The 18,416-nt window shown below is 37.5% G+C and carries 18 protein-coding genes; 3 read left to right on the top strand and 15 right to left on the bottom strand.

Annotation, left to right across the window (positions count from 1 at the left end; genetic code table 11):
* Window positions 1-25: 25 nt before the first annotated feature.
* On the bottom strand, window positions 26-2,329 hold the full coding sequence (locus NW213_RS06780; protein WP_258322262.1) for a BamA/TamA family outer membrane protein: 2,304 nt from the start codon (window positions 2,327-2,329) through the stop codon (window positions 26-28).
* Between the two features lie 152 nt (window positions 2,330-2,481).
* On the opposite strand from NW213_RS06780, the gene NW213_RS06775 reads away from it, so the two are divergent.
* On the top strand, window positions 2,482-3,234 hold the full coding sequence (locus NW213_RS06775; RefSeq protein WP_258322261.1) for an RNA methyltransferase: 753 nt from the start codon (window positions 2,482-2,484) through the stop codon (window positions 3,232-3,234).
* Here the strand turns inward: NW213_RS06775 and NW213_RS06770 are convergent.
* The 5 genes from NW213_RS06770 to ileS form a co-directional block, all read right to left on the bottom strand.
* Entirely contained in the window at window positions 3,231-3,602 is a 372-nt protein-coding gene (locus NW213_RS06770; protein WP_258322260.1) for a hypothetical protein, read from the bottom strand. The genes NW213_RS06775 and NW213_RS06770 overlap by 4 nt on opposite strands.
* 7 nt (window positions 3,603-3,609) lie before the next feature.
* Window positions 3,610-4,533: a DUF4296 domain-containing protein gene (locus NW213_RS06765; RefSeq protein ID WP_258322259.1), complete on the bottom strand. Its 924-nt coding sequence runs from the start codon at window positions 4,531-4,533 to the stop codon at window positions 3,610-3,612.
* Window positions 4,534-4,549: 16 nt separating this feature from the next.
* Window positions 4,550-5,182: a lipoprotein signal peptidase gene (locus NW213_RS06760; RefSeq protein WP_204393954.1), complete on the bottom strand. Its 633-nt coding sequence runs from the start codon at window positions 5,180-5,182 to the stop codon at window positions 4,550-4,552.
* Between the two features lie 110 nt (window positions 5,183-5,292).
* Window positions 5,293-5,673, bottom strand: coding sequence for a TraR/DksA C4-type zinc finger protein (locus NW213_RS06755; RefSeq protein WP_204393956.1), 381 nt, complete (start codon window positions 5,671-5,673; stop codon window positions 5,293-5,295).
* A gap of 70 nt (window positions 5,674-5,743) precedes the next feature.
* Complete coding sequence (gene ileS, locus NW213_RS06750; protein ID WP_258322258.1) at window positions 5,744-9,229, bottom strand: isoleucine--tRNA ligase; 3,486 nt, start codon at window positions 9,227-9,229, stop codon at window positions 5,744-5,746.
* 319 nt (window positions 9,230-9,548) lie between these two features.
* Here ileS and NW213_RS06745 point away from each other — a divergent pair, with 319 nt between their 5' ends.
* A complete protein-coding gene (locus NW213_RS06745) occupies window positions 9,549-10,439 on the top strand; it encodes a WYL domain-containing protein (protein WP_258322257.1) in 891 nt (296 codons plus the stop codon).
* A gap of 140 nt (window positions 10,440-10,579) precedes the next feature.
* Here the strand turns inward: NW213_RS06745 and NW213_RS06740 are convergent, their stop codons facing one another.
* From NW213_RS06740 to NW213_RS06710, 7 genes are all read right to left on the bottom strand, one after another.
* Window positions 10,580-11,056: a hypothetical protein gene (locus tag NW213_RS06740; protein WP_258322256.1), complete on the bottom strand. Its 477-nt coding sequence runs from the start codon at window positions 11,054-11,056 to the stop codon at window positions 10,580-10,582.
* Window positions 11,034-11,696, bottom strand: a complete 663-nt coding sequence (locus NW213_RS06735) for a hypothetical protein (protein ID WP_258322255.1) — start codon at window positions 11,694-11,696, stop codon at window positions 11,034-11,036. Before NW213_RS06735 ends, NW213_RS06740 begins: the two co-directional genes overlap by 23 nt.
* A gap of 87 nt (window positions 11,697-11,783) precedes the next feature.
* Complete coding sequence (locus NW213_RS06730) at window positions 11,784-13,445, bottom strand: ATP-binding protein (protein WP_258322254.1); 1,662 nt, start codon at window positions 13,443-13,445, stop codon at window positions 11,784-11,786.
* A 122-nt stretch (window positions 13,446-13,567) separates the two neighbouring features.
* Complete coding sequence (rhuM, locus tag NW213_RS06725) at window positions 13,568-14,515, bottom strand: virulence protein RhuM/Fic/DOC family protein (protein ID WP_258322253.1); 948 nt, start codon at window positions 14,513-14,515, stop codon at window positions 13,568-13,570.
* Between the two features lie 186 nt (window positions 14,516-14,701).
* Entirely contained in the window at window positions 14,702-14,995 is a 294-nt protein-coding gene (locus NW213_RS06720; RefSeq protein WP_258322252.1) for a hypothetical protein, read from the bottom strand.
* A 13-nt stretch (window positions 14,996-15,008) separates the two neighbouring features.
* Window positions 15,009-15,434, bottom strand: coding sequence for a hypothetical protein (locus NW213_RS06715; RefSeq protein WP_258322251.1), 426 nt, complete (start codon window positions 15,432-15,434; stop codon window positions 15,009-15,011).
* Between the two features lie 121 nt (window positions 15,435-15,555).
* Entirely contained in the window at window positions 15,556-16,005 is a 450-nt protein-coding gene (locus NW213_RS06710) for an HNH endonuclease (RefSeq protein WP_258322250.1), read from the bottom strand.
* A gap of 316 nt (window positions 16,006-16,321) precedes the next feature.
* On the opposite strand from NW213_RS06710, the gene NW213_RS06705 reads away from it, so the two are divergent.
* Window positions 16,322-17,608: a hypothetical protein gene (locus NW213_RS06705; RefSeq protein WP_258322249.1), complete on the top strand. Its 1,287-nt coding sequence runs from the start codon at window positions 16,322-16,324 to the stop codon at window positions 17,606-17,608.
* A gap of 226 nt (window positions 17,609-17,834) precedes the next feature.
* Here the strand turns inward: NW213_RS06705 and NW213_RS06700 are convergent, their stop codons facing one another.
* Both NW213_RS06700 and NW213_RS06695 read right to left on the bottom strand, forming a co-directional pair.
* Window positions 17,835-18,008 (bottom strand): hypothetical protein, encoded by a 174-nt coding sequence (locus NW213_RS06700; protein ID WP_258322248.1) that lies wholly within the window; start codon window positions 18,006-18,008, stop codon window positions 17,835-17,837.
* A gap of 74 nt (window positions 18,009-18,082) precedes the next feature.
* A partial coding sequence (locus NW213_RS06695) for a YkvA family protein (RefSeq protein WP_258322247.1) occupies window positions 18,083-18,416 on the bottom strand: 334 nt, incomplete at its 5' end.

Raw genomic sequence — 18,416 nt, 5'->3', positions numbered from 1 at the left:
CTGTTTTTTTGTTTATCTGAATTAATTAGAAAGGATAACCCACCGCAAAGTGGAATGCGAAATCACGAGAGAAATCGGGTCTGATCACAGGAAATCTGTCAGCTCCACTTTCCATAGGATTTATAGCCTTCATACCTCCATCAAATCTCAATATCAGGAAATCCAAATCAAAACGGACTCCAAGACCGTATGACACCGCAATTTCCTTATAGAAACGGTTGAATGCAAACTGACCGGTATCATCCGTATATCTGCTTTTCAGAGTCCATACATTTCCGGCATCGATGAATGCTGCTCCATTCAGTTTCCAGAACAAATGTGTCCTATATTCTACGTTCAAATCCAGTTTTATATCTCCTGTATGATTCACATAATCCAATGATCCTGAATTGCCATGATACCTGCCTGGCCCCAACGAACGCACACTCCATCCTCTTACACTATTTGCACCTCCCGAGAAATAGAGCTTTTCGAAAGGCAAACTCTTTGAATTGCCATATGGTATTGCCACTCCTGTAGCTATATGGAATACAAGTGAGTTTCTATCATCAATCATGATATTCTTGGCGAAATCGAAATCTGTTTTCACATATTGTGCAAAACTGATGTTACCCATCCTGAAGGATTCTCCATCCGAAGGTTTTTTATGTATCAGTTTTGAAAATCCATATATCAGATTACCTGATTCTTCGATATTGAAACGTATGGAATATGAACTTTTCTTGGCTGTCTGCTGGGTTGTGACTCCGGCACTGTTATACGTATATGTATAGCCTAGCCTTACTATAAACAGATCTTCATAACTATATCTCAGCAACGGATTGACTTCGTCCATATAATTAAGATATTCAATGAAGGTGTTCGACCTGTACGGCATATAAATATAGTTTATGTCAAGCACATCGAGTCTGTGATTGGCCCTTCTTCCACTATTCCATCTGTAGCTCCATGCTGCCGAAGCCAGTGTACGCTCGAATTCCGGCCTGATCTGCCAATTATATTTTATGCTTACTTCCGATTTCGCATTTACTCTTTTTTTGAAATCCGATGTCAGGAAAGGGAACATAAATTCCGGGAAGTCCAAACTGCTCTCCACTCCATATTCAGTATAGTTATTGTTGGCATAACCTTCAAGTCCCGTAACAGCCTCGTACGCACCTCTCACCTTGATTGTAAAAGTCTCGGAACCCTTGAACAGATTACGATGTGTATATGTTACTGAAGCTGCAGCTCCCAAATCACCAGCAGAGTTGGTTCCTTCTACCTGAAAAGAAAGCATCTTGTTTTTGTTTTTTGACAAAGATACAAAAGCGTCAAGATAGGCAGAATCATTCTCCAGATGTTCGACAAACCTTATGTTAGAATATTTCAATATTCCCAATCTTGACAAAGAAGAATAAGTGGACATTACATCACGGTTAGAATACAGTTTTCCAGGAACAATTCTGTTGTGTGAGTCAATAACCCCCGGACGCAAGAACAGTTTCTTGTCATATAGGATATTTATTCCTCCGTAAGACATCGTATCAAGATTAACACCATTATTGGGAGAAAAATCTACATCCATAAGATAATTGACATTTCTGATACTGTATTGACGATGCAATGAAGTCTCGGAACTGTTGGGCATATTGTTCAGACCTATATTCATAGTAAGATCTATGCGGTAAGTTCCGTTCACTGTATCTGCCTGAAAAGTAATATAGTCTTTGTTAAAACGATAATATCCCCTATTCAACAGAAATTGGGTTATCTTGTTTCTTTCCTCTTCAAGCTGGTTTACGTCAAACCTCTCTCCCACTTTCAGTCCGCTATGTATTGAGTCATTCATAAGCAGATCTCTGATAACATAATCCTCTACATTATAATCTATGGAAGATATGATATACGGCTTACCGGATGATATCCTGTAATATGTGTCAAGCTTGTTCTTTTTTATCTTTTCTTCAAGAGATACCTGAGCACCAAGATAACCCTTATTCTGAACAGCACCAAGTATCTGCATACGGGTTTCCTCGGCTACACGGGCATCGTATATCCTTGGAGCATCGCCCATCTTACGAAGAATCTTATTAATCCATTTTGTAGAATCCTTGCCAGACGAACAATATATGTACATTGGAAGCTTGACTAGACTAAACCATTTGGAATTTGGCTTTTGACGTACGTAGGAATACATTTCGGAGGACTTGATTTCCTTATTGTCACTGCTGATATGCACCTCATCGAGCAAATATTTTCCTTCAGGAACAAATTTACTTACGGAACACCCGACGAGCAATAATGCCGTAACTACGATATATATATATTTACGAACCAAATCCACCATTCCGAAAAGTAAACAAATTTATTTGCAAATGTACAAAAAATCCACTAACAACACATAGTAAGGGATGAATTTATATAATTTATAAACGGCAAGATAACAATTAATTAAAAATATCTTCTTAGCTTTGCCGACAAAACATTTCAAATACAAATATGCTCAGTAAAAACAAAATAAAATTCATCCGTTCGCTGGAGATGAAAAAGAACAGAAAGGAGAACGGAGTATTTCTGGCAGAAGGCAACAAACTTGTTTCAGAACTTTCGGCACACTTCAAATGCAAACTTTTGGTAGCTACTTCGCAATGGCTGGATTCTAACAAAAACATAAATGCAGATGAAACAATAGCAGTAGAAAAAGAAGAGTTGTCGCGTGCAAGCCTGCTTAAAACCCCACAGGATGTTCTGGCTGTATTCGAAATGCCTCACTATGAGGCATCGAACGATAATCCTAAAAAAGAATTATGTCTGGCGCTTGACGACATACAAGATCCTGGAAACCTGGGAACAATAATAAGGATAGCCGACTGGTTCGGAATAAAAAACATATATTGTTCACATGGTACGGCAGATGCTTTCAGCCCGAAGACTGTACAGGCAACCATGGGAGCTCTGGCAAGGGTAAAGATACATTACTGCGACATTAAAAAACTTATTTCAGACCTTGACGACGTACCTGTTTTCGGCACTTTTCTTGACGGGAACAACATATATGAAAGCGAACTGTCGGCCAACGGACTTATAGTAATGGGAAATGAAGGAAACGGAATAAGCAAAGAGGTATCGGCACTTATAAACAAAAGAATTCTGATACCAAACTACCCGCAGGGAAACGAGACGACGGACTCGCTAAACGTGGCAATAGCAACAGCCATCGTATGTTCGGAATTCAGAAGACGACAACTCTAACCTAAACGTATGATTCTGCTTTCTTTCGAGAAAGACATATCAGAAACATTAAACATGGTTACATAATATGCATTTAATGTCAGGAGTGAATTATCGGAATTTTCAGATAATACACTCCTGATATTTTTATTCTCATCTACGAACAATACCGTAGAAGAAGCTACAGAATCATGTCTTGAATCAAAAGAAATCTCAGGAGAATCACATGACAACACTATCAATCCGTTAAGCCATTCTGTGAAACAGGTTTCCCCTTCAAACGGATAATACCTAACGACTTGACCTGTATCACCAATCTCTACAGTATGATTTCTAAGTAACAAGTCCAAATGAGGAATATACAACCTATGGGAAGCAAACTTTCTCATCGTACAATCATTTTGCCACCTGTTTTATTTCCTGAGGCTCTGCCATTACCCTGACTTTTCTGTCGGATACGCGTAGTTCTTCCTTTTCCGTTTTTTCTTCTTCGGATTTTACACGTCTTTCCTTGGGCTCTTTCGACACGGCTGCAGGAGCATTCGAAGAACGGACATTATAACTTCCCTTTCTGTAACGCACAAGTCTGATATTGTTTACAAGAACTGAAACGTCAGCACTGTCAGGATTGCTGAAATACACAAATCCATTGACACTCTTATATTCATAAGCAGAGTCAGGACTAAGAATAAGCTGCTCCTTACCTGATTTTTCTATCACTCTGGAAATTCCCAGGGTGCTGTCGTTCTTGAATGTTATATTCATTGCCACTACAGCCTTTGCACTGTTCTGAACATATGAAAGGAACTTATAATCGGCTTCGAATACCAGAATATCATTTTCATGGAATGTAGTATCCGCCTTGAGGTCAAACATAAGCCTGTTTGTAAGAGGTGATGACGTAAGCCAATAAAGGTTTCTGTCCGACCATACATCAACAGAATCTCCAGACAAGGATACGGAAATCTGTCCGCTTCGTTTGTTCAGTTCAGACCTCATCTGCTCTTCTTCCATCTCATAACGCTTCTGCAAGTTCTTGTATATATCTGTAAGCATCTTGCTGTTTCTGGTGTACCAAACCATTGAAGAGTCAAACTCAGCCTCGGTCACACCATGTTTCTTGAACACATAATTCTTATAAGATTCACGTTTGTATCTTTCTGTATAACTCAAATCATTGCCCATAGTAAGAGCCAAGTGATAGTCATATAGCAGCTCTTCCATTTCTGACGGCTGTATAATATCACCAGGTATCTGTTTTCCACAAGATACCAAAAACACGACAGCTACAAAAAACAATAAACGTAAATACTTCTTCATTATATATGTGTATTGGTTATTTTTTATCTGTATGAGACAAAGAATTAAGATATTTGCTATAAAAAACAAGCAATGCTATGATTCCACAACTAATTGCAGCATCTGCAAAATTAAATATAGGACTGAAAAATATGAAATGCTCGCCCCCGACAAACGGCATCCAATCAGGCCAATAAGTATCAATTATCGGGAAATAAAACATATCGACAACCTTACCGTGCAGCCAATCGGCATAACCTTCACCCAGAGGTACGAAATTTGCTATCTGAGTTCTGGTACTCTCGCTGAAAATTTCTCCATAAAACACACAGTCGATAATATTACCTATCGCTCCGGCAAGCACCAATGACAGACAGACTATGTATCCGTTTTTCACTTTTTCAGGCTGACGCACAAGCTTGGATATATACCATGTAATCAATATAACCGCTACAATACGGAAAATGGTGAGAAAAAGTTTGGCAAATATTTCCAGACCGAAAGCCATTCCATTGTTTTCGGTGAAATAAATATAAAACCAGTCTGTTATCTTATAATTCTGATGCAGGAACATTGATGTTTTAACCCATATCTTAATTATCTGATCGATAATCAATACCGCCACCACTATGGCGGCAGACATTCTGCCTTGAGAAAAAATTCTGTTCATATCAATACCTATGTTGTCTGTAAAACTTAAAACACCATAAACCTGAAAATAATCCTAAAAAATTGAGAACCGAAATACTTCGATTCTCAATTTCATAAAATAATAAAAAATTACTTCTTTCCTTGTTGTTTAGCTTCGATACTTAATGTTGCATGTGGTACTGCACGAAGACGTTCCTTAGGTATCAGCTTACCCGTTTCACGGCAAATACCGTATGTCTTGTTTTCTATACGTACCAAAGCTGCCTGCAGGTTCTGAATAAATTTAAGCTGACGAGATGCCAGACGCGTTGTTTCTTCCTTCGACAAAGTGCTGGCACCTTCTTCCAATACTTTATACGTAGGTGATGTATCGTCTGTATCATTACCGTCAGCATTCATAATGCTGCTTTTAAGTTTCTCATAGTCGCGTTCTGCGAGCTGAAGCTTTTCCATTATAATGGCACGGAACTCTTCGAGTTCTGCGTCAGAATACCTTGTTTTCTCAGCCATAGTGTTTAAGTTTTAAAATTAATAATAGTACCTGCCAGATGTTACAACACCCGGCAGATGAGAACATTTATCACTGTTTGGTAACTTTCACAAACAGAGAGAAGTCGTCAAAGTTAAGTTCTGTACCTTCGGCAACTTCATCTGCCAATTCAAGTGAGTTAGCCAAAACTTGGTTGCAAATATAATTATTATATTCATTTACAGCATCATCAGTGTTGGAATTTCTTGATAAAGTGATATTTATTTTATCAGTTATTTCAAATCCGCTACTCTTTCTGATGTTCTGAATACGATTTACAAGTTCACGTGCTATACCTTCGCGTCTGAGTTCTTCAGTTATAGTCACTTCAAGAGCCACAGTCAGACGACCTTCGTTGGCAACAAGCCATCCCGGAATGTCTTCGCTGAAGATTTCAACATCGGCAGTTTCGATAACGGCGTTACCTCCGTCAAGAGCAAATGTGTAAGAACCGTTCTTTTCAAGTTCTGCAATTGCTTCCTGCGACATTTCTGCAACAGCAGCGGCTACAGCTTTCATCTGTTTTCCGAACTTAGGACCAAGTTTCTTGAAATCACACTTAACTTTCTTAACCAATACGCCTGATGCTCCTTCAACGAACTTGATTTCCTTAACGTTAACTTCACTAAGAATCAAATCCTTGACTGCCTCGATATGACGTTTCTGATCTTCGTCAACAACAGGAACCATGATACACTGCAGCGGCTGACGCACCTTGATATTAACCTTACGGCGAAGTGCAAGCACCATTGAAGTGACATCCTGTGCCATCTGCATACGTGCTTCAAGTTCCTTGTTTATCAGACTTTCGTCAGCAACAGGGAATTTAGCAAGGTGAACAGAAACCACATTGTCGCGTCCTGTAACATTTACAAGATCCATATACAGACGGTCTGCATAGAACGGAGCTATAGGAGCCATCAGTTTGGCAACTGTCTCAAGACATACATACAGAGTCTGATAAGCAGAAAGCTTGTCTGTTGACATTGAGCTTCCCCAGAAACGCTTACGGTTCAGACGTACATACCAGTTACTCAAATTGTCGTTCACGAAGTCTGTAATCAGACGACCTGCCTTGGTTGGTTCATAATCATTATAGCAAGCATCAACATCCTTAATCAAAGAGTTTAGCAATGACAATATCCATCTGTCGATTTCAGGACGTTCTTCCATCGGTACATCTTTCTCTGCATAGCAGAAGCCATCGACATTTGCATAAAGTGCAAAGAATGAATATGTATTGTAAAGTGTTCCGAAGAATTTACGTCTCACTTCGTCCACACCTTCAGTATCGAACTTCAGGTTATCCCATGGAGAAGCATTGGTAATCATATACCAGCGCAATGGGTCTGAACCGAACTTCTCGATTGTAGCGAACGGATCTACCGCATTACCAAGACGCTTAGACATCTTGTTACCGTTCTTGTCGAGTACAAGACCATTAGAGATAACATTCTTGTAAGCCACACTGTCGAACACCATAGTAGCGATTGCATGAAGTGTAAAGAACCATCCACGAGTCTGGTCAACACCTTCAGCAATGAAATCGGCAGGATAGTAAGTACGGTTGTCAACTATTTCCTTATTTTCGAACGGATAGTGAAGCTGTGCATATGGCATAGCACCAGAGTCGAACCAAACGTCGATAAGGTCTGATTCACGTTTCATCGGCTTGCCGCTTTCAGAAACAAGGATGATATCGTCAACGTAAGGACGGTGCAAATCTATCTTATCGTAGTTTTCCTTGCTGTACTGTCCTGGAACGAAACCAAGCTTCTTATATGGATTTTCTGTCATGAAGCCAGCAGCTACAGACTTTTCTATTTCATTATAAAGTTCTTCTACAGAACCGATGCACAACTCTTCGCCTTCATCGTTACGCCAGATTGGAAGAGGAGTACCCCAATAACGGGAACGACTCAAGTTCCAGTCGTTCAGGTTTTCAAGCCACTTGCCGAAACGTCCTGTACCAGTTGATTCTGGCTTCCAGTTGATAGTCTTGTTCAGTTCTATCATACGGTCTTTAGCTGCAGTAGAACGGATAAACCAGCTGTCCAACGGATAATAAAGCACCGGTTTGTCTGTACGCCAGCAGTGAGGATAGTTGTGTACATGCTTCTCTATCTTGAATGCCTGATTGTTCTGCTTCATCATCATGCAGATATAGATATCAAGCGATTCTGCAGCCTGAGCAGCTTTTTCGTCATACTTACCGTCAACAGTGAACTGAGGGTCGTATGCATTCTTAACCCAACGTCCCTGATATTCTTTATAAGCGTCAACATTTACACACTCCTTCACAAAAGCCTCATCAAGTTCGTCCAACAGATAGAACTTACCTGTCAGGTCAACCATAGGACGAGTCTCGCCTTTCTTATTAATCATGAACAGTGAAGGAATTCCTGCCGCACGAGCCACATTGGCGTCATCAGCACCGAATGTAGGAGCGATATGTACGATACCTGTACCGTCTTCTGTTGTTACATAATCACCAGGGATTACGCGGAAAGCCTTAGCAGATGCCTCAACCCATCCATCAGCAGTAGCCTCAACCGGCTTAACCCATGGGATAAGCTGTTCGTATTCCATACCTACAAGGTCAGTACCTTTGTACTCGCCTACCACCTTGAACGGAATAAGTTTGTCGCCCGGTTTATAGTCTTCAAGAGCTATATCTTCAGCTTTCTTGTTGAAATGAGTGTAAAGAAGAGGTTTTGCCAAAACTACAGTCATCTTCTCGCCTGTATAACCGTTATAAGTCTGTACAGCTACGTAGTCAATCTTCGGACCAACGCAAAGAGCTGTATTTGAAGGCAATGTCCAAGGAGTAGTAGTCCAAGCTATGAAATAAGGAGTACCCCACTGAGCCATTTCAGGTTTCGGGTTCTTCATCTTGAACTGTCCTACAACAGTTGTATCCTTCACGTCGCGGTAGCAACCAGGCTGGTTAAGTTCGTGAGAGCTAAGTCCTGTACCTGCAGCAGGAGAATATGGCTGGATTGTATAACCTTTGTACAACAAGCCTTTTCCGTAAAGCTGTTTCAGGAGCCACCACAAAGTTTCGATATAACGGTTATCATATGTGATATAAGGATTTTCAAGGTCCACCCAGTAACCCATCTTGTGAGTAAGGTCAGTCCATTCCTTAGTAAACTTCATGACGTCAGTACGGCAGTGATGATTGTATTCTGCCACAGAGATAGTTTTACCGATATCCTCTTTAGTAATACCCAGAGCCTTTTCAACACCAAGTTCAACCGGCAATCCGTGTGTATCCCATCCAGCCTTACGCTTAACCTGAAAACCTTTCATGGTTTTGAAACGGCAGAACGTATCCTTAATAGTACGAGCCATAACGTGGTGAATACCTGGCATACCGTTAGCCGATGGAGGTCCTTCATAGAAAACAAACGAAGGATAACCTTCACGTTCAGTCATACTCTTTGAGAATACATCATTCTCATCCCATTTCTTCAGCACTTCTTTATTCACCTCAGACAGGTTCAGCTGAGAATATTCAGTAAATTTACTACTCATAGTTTATGTTGTTTTATCTAATTATCTTATATCTTGGCATATAGCCTTCCTAAATTTAGGCTGCAAATTTATAAGAAAAAATAGAGAATAAAAAGAAAAGGTTTTCAAAAGCTTTGCAAAAAGAATAAAAATTGTGGGTTAATGCTGTTTATCTTTTTTCATATCTGAAACAAAGCGAAAACCGTCCTTAAAATCATAAGTAAGATTTTTCTTCTCTGACATCTCATCCTGAAACCTATTTTATAGAAGTTATCGCTTGCACTTGTTTTCGGTGCATACATTCCGTAAATTTGCAACATTATCATAAAAAGCTGAATTAATGAAGAATAGAATATGTATTTGGCTTGTCAATCTACTTCTAAGAAGAAAAAGAATGACACTTAATGAAATCCAGGAAGAATGGAGAGCACACAATGCTGACTACAGCATTACATTGCACCGTAACACCTTCATGTCGTACAAACGAAAAGCCGAAGAGATGTTCGACATCAACATCAATTGCAACCGCAGCACAAACGAATATTATATCGAGTATCCTGAGGAAATAAACAACTCCCCTATAAACCAGTGGCTTATACAGGCTGCATCATCCACAGATGTTATTTCCAGACGTAAACGCCTTGCCGACAGAATCATCCTCGAAACTACTTTCGGAGGTGAGGAACATCTTGATGCTATAACCGACGCCATGTCACGTAGCAAGTGCATAAACATCACCTATCATTCGTACTGGATGGATGCACAGAGCTTCACTGTAGAACCTTACTTCATTAAATTTTTCCGCCAGAGATGGTATCTGATCGGCCATTGCCACGAGAGAAATGCCCTACGTGTATATTCACTCGACAGGATGGACAGTGCAACCATAAGCGACAAAAGTTTCACGATGAAGGAAAAGAACTATCCACAGGTATTATATAATGACAATTTCGGGATTATCCATGGCGAAGAAAACACCAAAGCCCACGATATACTTTTAAAGTTCACTACCAAGCAAGGCCAGTACATACAGACAAGACCGCTGCACCATACACAGGAAGTAATATCTCACGATGAAAATTTTATCATCTTTAAGATGCATATGAAAATCACTCTCGACCTGGTTCAGGAACTATTATCATACGGTTCCAGCCTTCAGGTTCTCAGTCCTGACTGTCTGATTAAAGAAATCCGCAAGACTATTGGTGAAATGAACGAGTTGTATAAATAAAAAATTCAGGTTGTCGCAAAATTTGCGACAACCACCCAATCCTTGCAAAACCTTTGCAAACATTTTGCAAACATCATTCAAAAGGTAATTCTAACTACAAAACATATTCGTTATTCATTTAGTTAGACAGATCACCACATTTATAAATCTAATTTCACACTTTTGCGCCTCCTTACTCTGCCCAAAATCACAACAATACAAAAGTACATAAATTCAATACCAAGAAGATTATGGTAATCCCAAGCACTCATTTCTCCTATTCTATCGTCATAACCGGAAGTACCACCTGTAAGAAGACATAAAGTATAACTCGCGAAAATTATATATCCTCCCAACATCAATCTTGCCAGGACGAACCCCAATCTCGTTTTAATATGCCTTACACATATTTCTATCATTAATTGAAACAAAGAAATACCCAATAACATTCCTATTGCTTGCATTCCAGTTAATGATAGAATAAACCCATCAATACCTTCTATCACATTACAGAGTATAAGTGCGATATAACAATTTACAGTAAAGATGATACCCAAAGCTATAAAATCCTCCATCATATCACCCCTTAAATCTGTCATTCCACCATCAACAGAATTATTCGAAATCGGATAAGACATAGTTCCAAAGTTTATAATCATCAACAATTCCTTTATACTTCATAACAAGCGAAGTCCAATTACTCTCCAGGACAAGGTAATTATCCCCTTCAGGCTTAAAAATAAGATTTTTACCACTTATCAGAATTTTACCATTTGAAATTTCATAATCATAATAATCCAATCCACCCTCAGTTGCCAGCAACACAGTCTTTTCATCTATAAAGCACATATACATATTACCGTCATCACCCTTCGATTCATAAGCCCTGCCTCCATACTTACCCACAGGCTTTATATCCTTAAAACGCTTGTCCGGTCTGTAAACATCAGCCTTATACCTGATGCCTCCATCCTTCTGAACAATAATCTTATCATAAACTTCATACTCATTCTTTATGTTGATAATACTGTCTATCCTACTATAAGAAGCCCCTATAATATTTTTACCTTTATACATATAAATCTCATCCTTGTCTTCAACATCCCATTTTGTAAATCTATTAATAAGCACCTTGCCATCCTTGTAAAGACGGATAACAGTAACATCACCATTCGACTTGTTGGTATAGCTATAAGCCATATCCTTCAGTTCACTCTCGCAAGCTGTTGTCATAATAACACATACCACGACAAACAAAAAATTAATCAGTTTCTTCATATCAACATAGTTTTAGTTCGATGATACAAAGGTATGTGCGGCTTGCACCTGTTTCTTTGGCAAGGTTATAAAAAAAGAAAGACTGATTTACCTGAAACCAATCTTTCTTCTTTCCGTTTTTCCCGGCTGGATTATTTCCGATTCGCAATGCTCTTTCAGCTTTTCAAAATCCAGGTTTTCGCTTCCCCATAAAATAGAATCTATAGTTCTTTTCCTACAGATATTCTCAATCTGCCCTCCACTGAAATCATATCTCAATGCCAGACATTCAGCCTCATCCTCATTCAGTTCAGGTATCATCGACTTCCATATAGCACACTTCGCCTGAATATCCGGTCTTTCAAACTCAATCTTGTATAAAAACCTCCTTTCAAAAGCCTTGTCAAGATTTCCCGCTATATTCGTGGTAGCAATCAGAATACCCTCCATATTCTCTATTTCCTGCAGGATGATATTCTGAATAGAGTTCTCCATCCTGTCCACGGCACGCTCAGCTCCCTCCATTCTCTTGCCGAGAATAGCGTCAGCCTCGTTGAACAACAGAATAGGAGCCACCTCCGACCTCTCCACAAGATACCTGTACTTATTGAATACATTCTTTATATTCTTCTCGCTTTCGCCCACCCAGCTACTCTTAATCTCAGAGATATTCACACGCATGATGTTTCTCCCGGTCCGTCTCGCCAGCTGATAAACCGTCTCCGTCTTTCCCGTTCCCGGAGCACCGTAGAAAAGACATGCAAATCCACTGCGAAGTCCCTTTTCCTTTAGACGCCCGCAAATATCAGAAAAATTGTTCTGTTCCAGCAGACCTGCCAGCTGGTTTATAGAATCAGTCACCCTTCTGTTATAGAACAGTTCCTTTGCGGGCAAAGACCTGCAGTCCATAAGCAAAGAGGAGAAATTTTCGGATGAGTTGTCCGAACCACCAGCCTTCACCCCGAACAGAAAAGTTCTCTTCGTATCCTCAGTAAGCTTATATTCTTCCCTGTTCACCATCCCGTCTTCATTACAGAACTCTATCAGATTCAACTTCTGAAGACAGTGCTTACCCTCCATCAGCAGATTGCAGACAGACTTGAAATGATATTTGTTACAACACATATCAGCAAGGTCCTGCTGCCTTACATTTTCCTCTCTGTTCTGAATAAACGCGTCACACACAAACAAGAAGAGAGCCAGATTATTGACGTCAAGTTCCAATGCCTTAGTCCTGCTTGCAAAATCCAGATGGAGATTGTTCTCAATTAACTCCACCACATCGTTCTGAAAGCCCTCTATACTGCATTCCTCATTCACACGGCAATCAATATATTCGTTGAGCTTGCCGAAAAACTCACTTGTCGTCAAACTCTTAGGCACCTCATACTTATACGCCTTGTTATTCTTGAGATGCTCTATTACCACAGGAGGTACCCTGTAAGTAAGATTATCATCCCTTCTTCCCCTTGTACAGGCAATAAGATGAGATTTCACAAGTCCATCCACATCGGCCGAGTACTTGAGCATCTTTATATACTTACAGTTCAGGTAGTCCGACAAATCATTGAGTTCAATCCTTGTATCAAAACTTCTGTTCACCATCAGAGCCAGCACAACAGCCTGCATTCTGTTGATACCCAACTTGCGCGATACATAACCAATCTGTCCTTCAACCTCATTGAAGAACTCATCACTCAGATGCGAATTCTCAGCCTTATCAGCAATCACCTCTATACACTCCAAAAGATTCATACGCTTTGTGCTCATGATTATAAGTATTAATGTTATTTACTTCCTTGATTATGACGCAAAGGTACGGCGGGCTTGCACATGTATTATGTGCATAAGAGATAAAATATCGCAAATCAGCTATCTTTCTTCGATATATTTCAGATACAGTTCATAATTATACTTACCATCATTTCCTTTTCCTCAATCCTTGATTCAGCAATCATGATTGTTAGTGCTACAAGAGTGTAATCAGCTATTCTTTTATTACCATCTTCATCATAAAGAATACCGTTTTTATCTAGAAAATACAAGAATACCGTTGCAGCTATACGCTTGTTTCCATCACTGAAACTATGGTTCTTGGTAACAAAGTAAAGCAAATTGGCAGCTTTCTCCTCTAACGTAGGATAAATTTCTTCACCTCCAAAACTCTGGTAAATATTACCTATACTACCTTTAAAAGAATCATCTTTCTCATGACCAAACAGATTAGAATCTGGATTAAAACGCATTTGGTCTATCAGACTTCTACATTCCTCATAGCTTAAAATGTATGTAGCCTTACTTCCCTCGGGACGTTTCATACATTGATGGTCGTAATCGTCAAGCAAAGAAAGTGCAGTATTATAATTCTCGATTACGCTAAGCACCTGTTTGGCGTCAAGCTCATTTTGGGTGCGTTTCATTATTCGTATAACTTCACCTAGCTGTTGAAGACGTTCGTTGTTAAGAGCATAACCTTTGATAAGATATTGTTTTAATATAGAAGTTGCCCAAACTCTGAATTGAGTTGCATTTTTCGAGTTAACCCTATATCCTACGGAAATAATCATATCTAAATTATAATAAGGTAGAGTTCTTCTGACCTTTCTCCCACCTTCTTCTTGAACTTGTGCATTTTTTGCACAGGTTGCATCTTCATATAGTTCTTCCGATTTGTAGATATTCCGAATATGTCTGACGATTACAGTTCTATCAACCCCAAACAGATTTGCCATTTGAGATTGTGTAAGCCACACAGTATCTTTTTCTAATCTTACATTCAACTCAGTGTTACCGTCCTCACTCTTATAGAACAGTATAGATCCTTGATTATTTGTTTTCATATTATTGCAACTCTACTAATAAAACTTTATTCTATTGTTCTGCAGCTACTCAGTATTATCATCTGAATAATCACCAAACAGATGCAAACATTACATGCAATCGACAAAACGAGATAAAATAGAAATCCGATACTGCATTACAAACAAACACAATATCAGATTTCGTTTCCAGCCAATCAATTCGGGCTAAATATAATCTTCCAAACAGCCATCAAGACAATAATCCCCATCCTCGTCCTCATAATAGTCTATATATACATTATGAAGACTTTCGTTCAATGCAGAGATTACACCGGCTGTAAGATACCTGGTATCATAATAATCCCTAATATCATCCTCGTCAATCTCCACCTCGTCATAATTATACAGTACAGCATAATTGGCGGTACATCTTCTTGCGTGTATATCCGAATCATTACTGTATTCTTGGTTTTCTATAAACCAAACATCACGGCGCACAAATTTCACTTTACCTTCCATAACACCCTAAATATTAATATAGTCCCAACATTTGCGCCTTATCCAAATCAGTAAATACGAATATCGCACCTGCATCAGCAAACCCCATCATTATACAATCTTCCTTCTTATATTCAAAAACCATCACCTTACCCTGACCTTCGGTACCGGTACACGAATAGATAACATAAGTCTCATCTTCTGTAATTTCCTCAATCTTCAACACATCAGTCTTTTCCGGCAGAAGAATCTTTATGGTTATCTGTTTATTAGCCTTGTCAAAAAGAACAGTCGCCCCCTTAGAAGTAACCAATTGAGTGTTTTTCAAAGCTTCATCGCCACTAATGCCAGCCATAGCGGCATTAGCAACAAATACATTCTTAAATGTTTCCTTCCTTACCTGTGCATTGATTGCCACTACACCAAGCAGCAATACAATAAATAATAATACTTTCTTCATATTTATAATAGTTTTAGTTCTATGATGCAAAGGTATAGGTGGCTTGCACATGTTTCGTTGGCAAGCGAAAACATAATTATTAGAATGTACTTCTTGTTTTCATACTTTCAATATTTCGTTGTTATACCAGATGTTTTCTGTTCCAGGTATATGAGCCACCGGTATGCGAACATGCCGTATGTAACTTCTCATCCACAAGCTGCATAATAGGACTTTCTCCATCCAGTTCCTCATAATGATGCCAGATAAGTCCTGATATTTTTTCTTTCTCAGCTTCAATATCTTTGATTTGCACTGCTGAAAACCGTCTTCTGATGTCAGGTCTTTCCATAATAATCCGTTTAAGTTTTTTTGTTGCCAATTTCATCGTTCCATGATAAAACGCATAATCCGTGTTACCAAGTTCCTTATAGATTGAATCAACAGTACCGTCTAACGTCACTTTTATTCCCTCAAACACAGGGAATACACCACAAACTTCTATTCCGTAAAGGATGAAACACTTCTTTATGTATGGAACACCATTGCTTGTGGTGTTGACCAGATTCTGATTTTTAGTTTTAAGTTTCATTTTAATCTCTTTTAGCTGTTAATAAAACGTTTCCAATATAAATTAAACCGCCTCCAATGGCAGACACTAAAGTACCAGTTAGTACTAACCAATTTCCTTTTTCCATAATTTTTATTTTTTTTCAATCATTTGCGGACAAAGTTACAGCTTTATTTTTAAAATCACAATATTTTTATTCGGTTTTTTATTTTTATCATATAAATTGATTATTTATAATACCATCGATTATAATTAAAAACAAGAATATAATAAATTAATTAGATAAGAATAAAATTATCACTATTATTACTATATTTGCAAAAAAATAATAATTATTATGGAAAGAAAAAATATATTGGAATTTCTACCGGAGTTTAGGGAATTGTTTGCATTGACCCAGACAGATATAGCCAATGAACTTAATGAAGTTTTATCACTAAAAGAAGAAAAAGTTAACCAATCGTTTATAAATAAATTAGAAGCCGGAGCATCAGTAGCACCTAAAATTGAGACTTATTTAATTGAAAAGATATACTATATTGACCTTCAGAATTACAAAGATGTCCGTGAGTTCTCAAGAAATATCTCCGAATTATTAAATGGTTCAGATAATTTTTCACTCTCATATTTATTTAGCTTAAAATCTAAAAAGGAAATTTTTGAATATCTAATCAAAGAAATAGAAAACAACAATTCAATAAATCTGAATAACTCAACTAAAGAAGCTTTCATTGGTTTATTAAAGAGGTCAATCTATGATTATTCAAATGAATTAAATGAACTAAATCAAGCAATAAATCCAACAGAAAATATCTCAGAGACTGTTGATTTAACCTCAAATGGTAATAAAATTTTAAATATTAACAATTTAGCTTATTTTGTTCTGTTTATATCATATTTTCATATTAATTATTTAGTAATCAACAAAAAAACAAAGCCTAATTACAGTTTTAACTTTTTTGACTTAAATATTTCAATCGTAAATAAATTATATGAGTACAGCTTAAAAGATAAATACATTCATGAAACATTTAATAAGGTTAACTTATTGAAAGACTGGGGAAACAAAACAAATGCTACAAAAGGAAAGATATGTAATACATTAAATATGAGATGGAGATTCTTGTCTGTATTATATAATGAATTTCAAGATTATCATCATTTTATTATTAAATTTTGCAAATCATACTCTAATATAATAGAAGATAATAAATTATCATCGTTAGCAGATAGTATAGACAATATATACACATCTATAAAAAAAGATAAAAATGTAACACCAGAAGATCTTAATATATTACTAAATCAAATTCAAAATTTCAACTATTCATACAGTAATATAATTCCTTATATATATTATATATCTCAGGAATTATTACCTTACTATCCTTACAAAGAGAATATTGAACATATTGTAAATTTATTTGATAAAAATGAATGGTTCTCGAAATTACCTTTTGTAAACTCAGATATACTTAAGCATAATATTTTATCTGACATAAACGAAATTAGAGAAAAGCTATCACAAGAAAAGAATGAAAATTTTAACCTGTTTGAACATTTAAACAAAATATATGCTATAAAAAACACCTATGAATATCTTGCGAAAATAATGGTAATATAAAATAATGTTGTAAGGGACTAAAATTCAAACTGTGTCAAATTCTAACATATTAAATGAGCCGAAATTCACACATTCTGATAAACATTAGATTATCAAAATATTTCTATGCATATTTTATTGTATACAACAATAAATAGAAGTAAGCATTCAGTAAACTATAGAAGTCAAACTTTTATTAATTAATGAAGGTGTGTTCATATCAATTACGACACACCTTCATGAGATTCTATAAACTCTTTAAATATCGTAATAATGCTCCAAAACCAACTAAGCCTGATAATGCTTTAATAATTTTTTCGCGCTGTTCTGGAGTTGAATTCTTATACATTTCAACAATAGCCCCCCAACCATTCTTGGCCATTTCTATAATTTTTTCTGGTGAAATTAAACTATTATTCATTTTTAACTATTTTAATATTACTATATAAAAATCATTTTATCAATCATATTTTTTTCAATTTATAACAGACTAATTTAATCAAACCACTCACTAGCCTTTGCTTTAGCTGCACGTACTACTTCAGGATCTGAACAACATGCTAACGTAGAAACAGCTAAACCTATAACACCAGCATCATCTACATAACCACCAGGCAACACATCAGGAACAGCATCTACAGGTGATATAAAATAACCCAAGGCACCTATTATTGCTGCTACCTGCGCTGGAGTTGCTTTTCCTAAAGCCATCGCATAATATAACTTTAAAACATTTACAACCAGTTCTCGCCCAGCTTTACCTGCGAATTTTGCAATTTTATCCCAAAGACCTTGTTCAGAATAGGAACTTTTGTATTTACTATTATCC

This window comes from Bacteroides sp. ET336 (assembly GCF_024733815.1).
Taxonomy (GTDB): Bacteria; Bacteroidota; Bacteroidia; order Bacteroidales; family Bacteroidaceae; genus Phocaeicola; species Phocaeicola cellulolyticus.
Note: the sequence above shows the minus strand (reverse complement) of the source record. Positions and strands in the feature narration are given on the sequence as shown.

What these genes read in the sequence shown, in the direction of transcription:
- NW213_RS06770 (WP_258322260.1), bottom strand. Translation starts at nt 3,602, where the DNA reads ATGAGAAAGTTTGCTTCCCATAGGTTGTATATTCCTCATTTGGACTTG.
- NW213_RS06755 (WP_204393956.1), bottom strand. Translation starts at nt 5,673, where the DNA reads ATGGCTGAGAAAACAAGGTATTCTGACGCAGAACTCGAAGAGTTCCGT.
- NW213_RS06705 (WP_258322249.1), top strand. Translation starts at nt 16,322, where the DNA reads ATGGAAAGAAAAAATATATTGGAATTTCTACCGGAGTTTAGGGAATTG.
- NW213_RS06730 (WP_258322254.1), bottom strand. Translation starts at nt 13,445, where the DNA reads ATGAGCACAAAGCGTATGAATCTTTTGGAGTGTATAGAGGTGATTGCT.
- NW213_RS06775 (WP_258322261.1), top strand. Translation starts at nt 2,482, where the DNA reads ATGCTCAGTAAAAACAAAATAAAATTCATCCGTTCGCTGGAGATGAAA.
- ileS (WP_258322258.1), bottom strand. Translation starts at nt 9,229, where the DNA reads ATGAGTAGTAAATTTACTGAATATTCTCAGCTGAACCTGTCTGAGGTG.
- NW213_RS06700 (WP_258322248.1), bottom strand. Translation starts at nt 18,008, where the DNA reads ATGAATAATAGTTTAATTTCACCAGAAAAAATTATAGAAATGGCCAAG.
- NW213_RS06735 (WP_258322255.1), bottom strand. Translation starts at nt 11,696, where the DNA reads ATGAAGAAACTGATTAATTTTTTGTTTGTCGTGGTATGTGTTATTATG.
- NW213_RS06740 (WP_258322256.1), bottom strand. Translation starts at nt 11,056, where the DNA reads ATGTCTTATCCGATTTCGAATAATTCTGTTGATGGTGGAATGACAGAT.
- NW213_RS06710 (WP_258322250.1), bottom strand. Translation starts at nt 16,005, where the DNA reads ATGAAACTTAAAACTAAAAATCAGAATCTGGTCAACACCACAAGCAAT.
- rhuM (WP_258322253.1), bottom strand. Translation starts at nt 14,515, where the DNA reads ATGAAAACAAATAATCAAGGATCTATACTGTTCTATAAGAGTGAGGAC.
- NW213_RS06760 (WP_204393954.1), bottom strand. Translation starts at nt 5,182, where the DNA reads ATGAACAGAATTTTTTCTCAAGGCAGAATGTCTGCCGCCATAGTGGTG.
- NW213_RS06780 (WP_258322262.1), bottom strand. Translation starts at nt 2,329, where the DNA reads ATGGTGGATTTGGTTCGTAAATATATATATATCGTAGTTACGGCATTA.
- NW213_RS06715 (WP_258322251.1), bottom strand. Translation starts at nt 15,434, where the DNA reads ATGAAGAAAGTATTATTATTTATTGTATTGCTGCTTGGTGTAGTGGCA.
- NW213_RS06765 (WP_258322259.1), bottom strand. Translation starts at nt 4,533, where the DNA reads ATGAAGAAGTATTTACGTTTATTGTTTTTTGTAGCTGTCGTGTTTTTG.
- NW213_RS06720 (WP_258322252.1), bottom strand. Translation starts at nt 14,995, where the DNA reads ATGGAAGGTAAAGTGAAATTTGTGCGCCGTGATGTTTGGTTTATAGAA.
- NW213_RS06745 (WP_258322257.1), top strand. Translation starts at nt 9,549, where the DNA reads ATGAAGAATAGAATATGTATTTGGCTTGTCAATCTACTTCTAAGAAGA.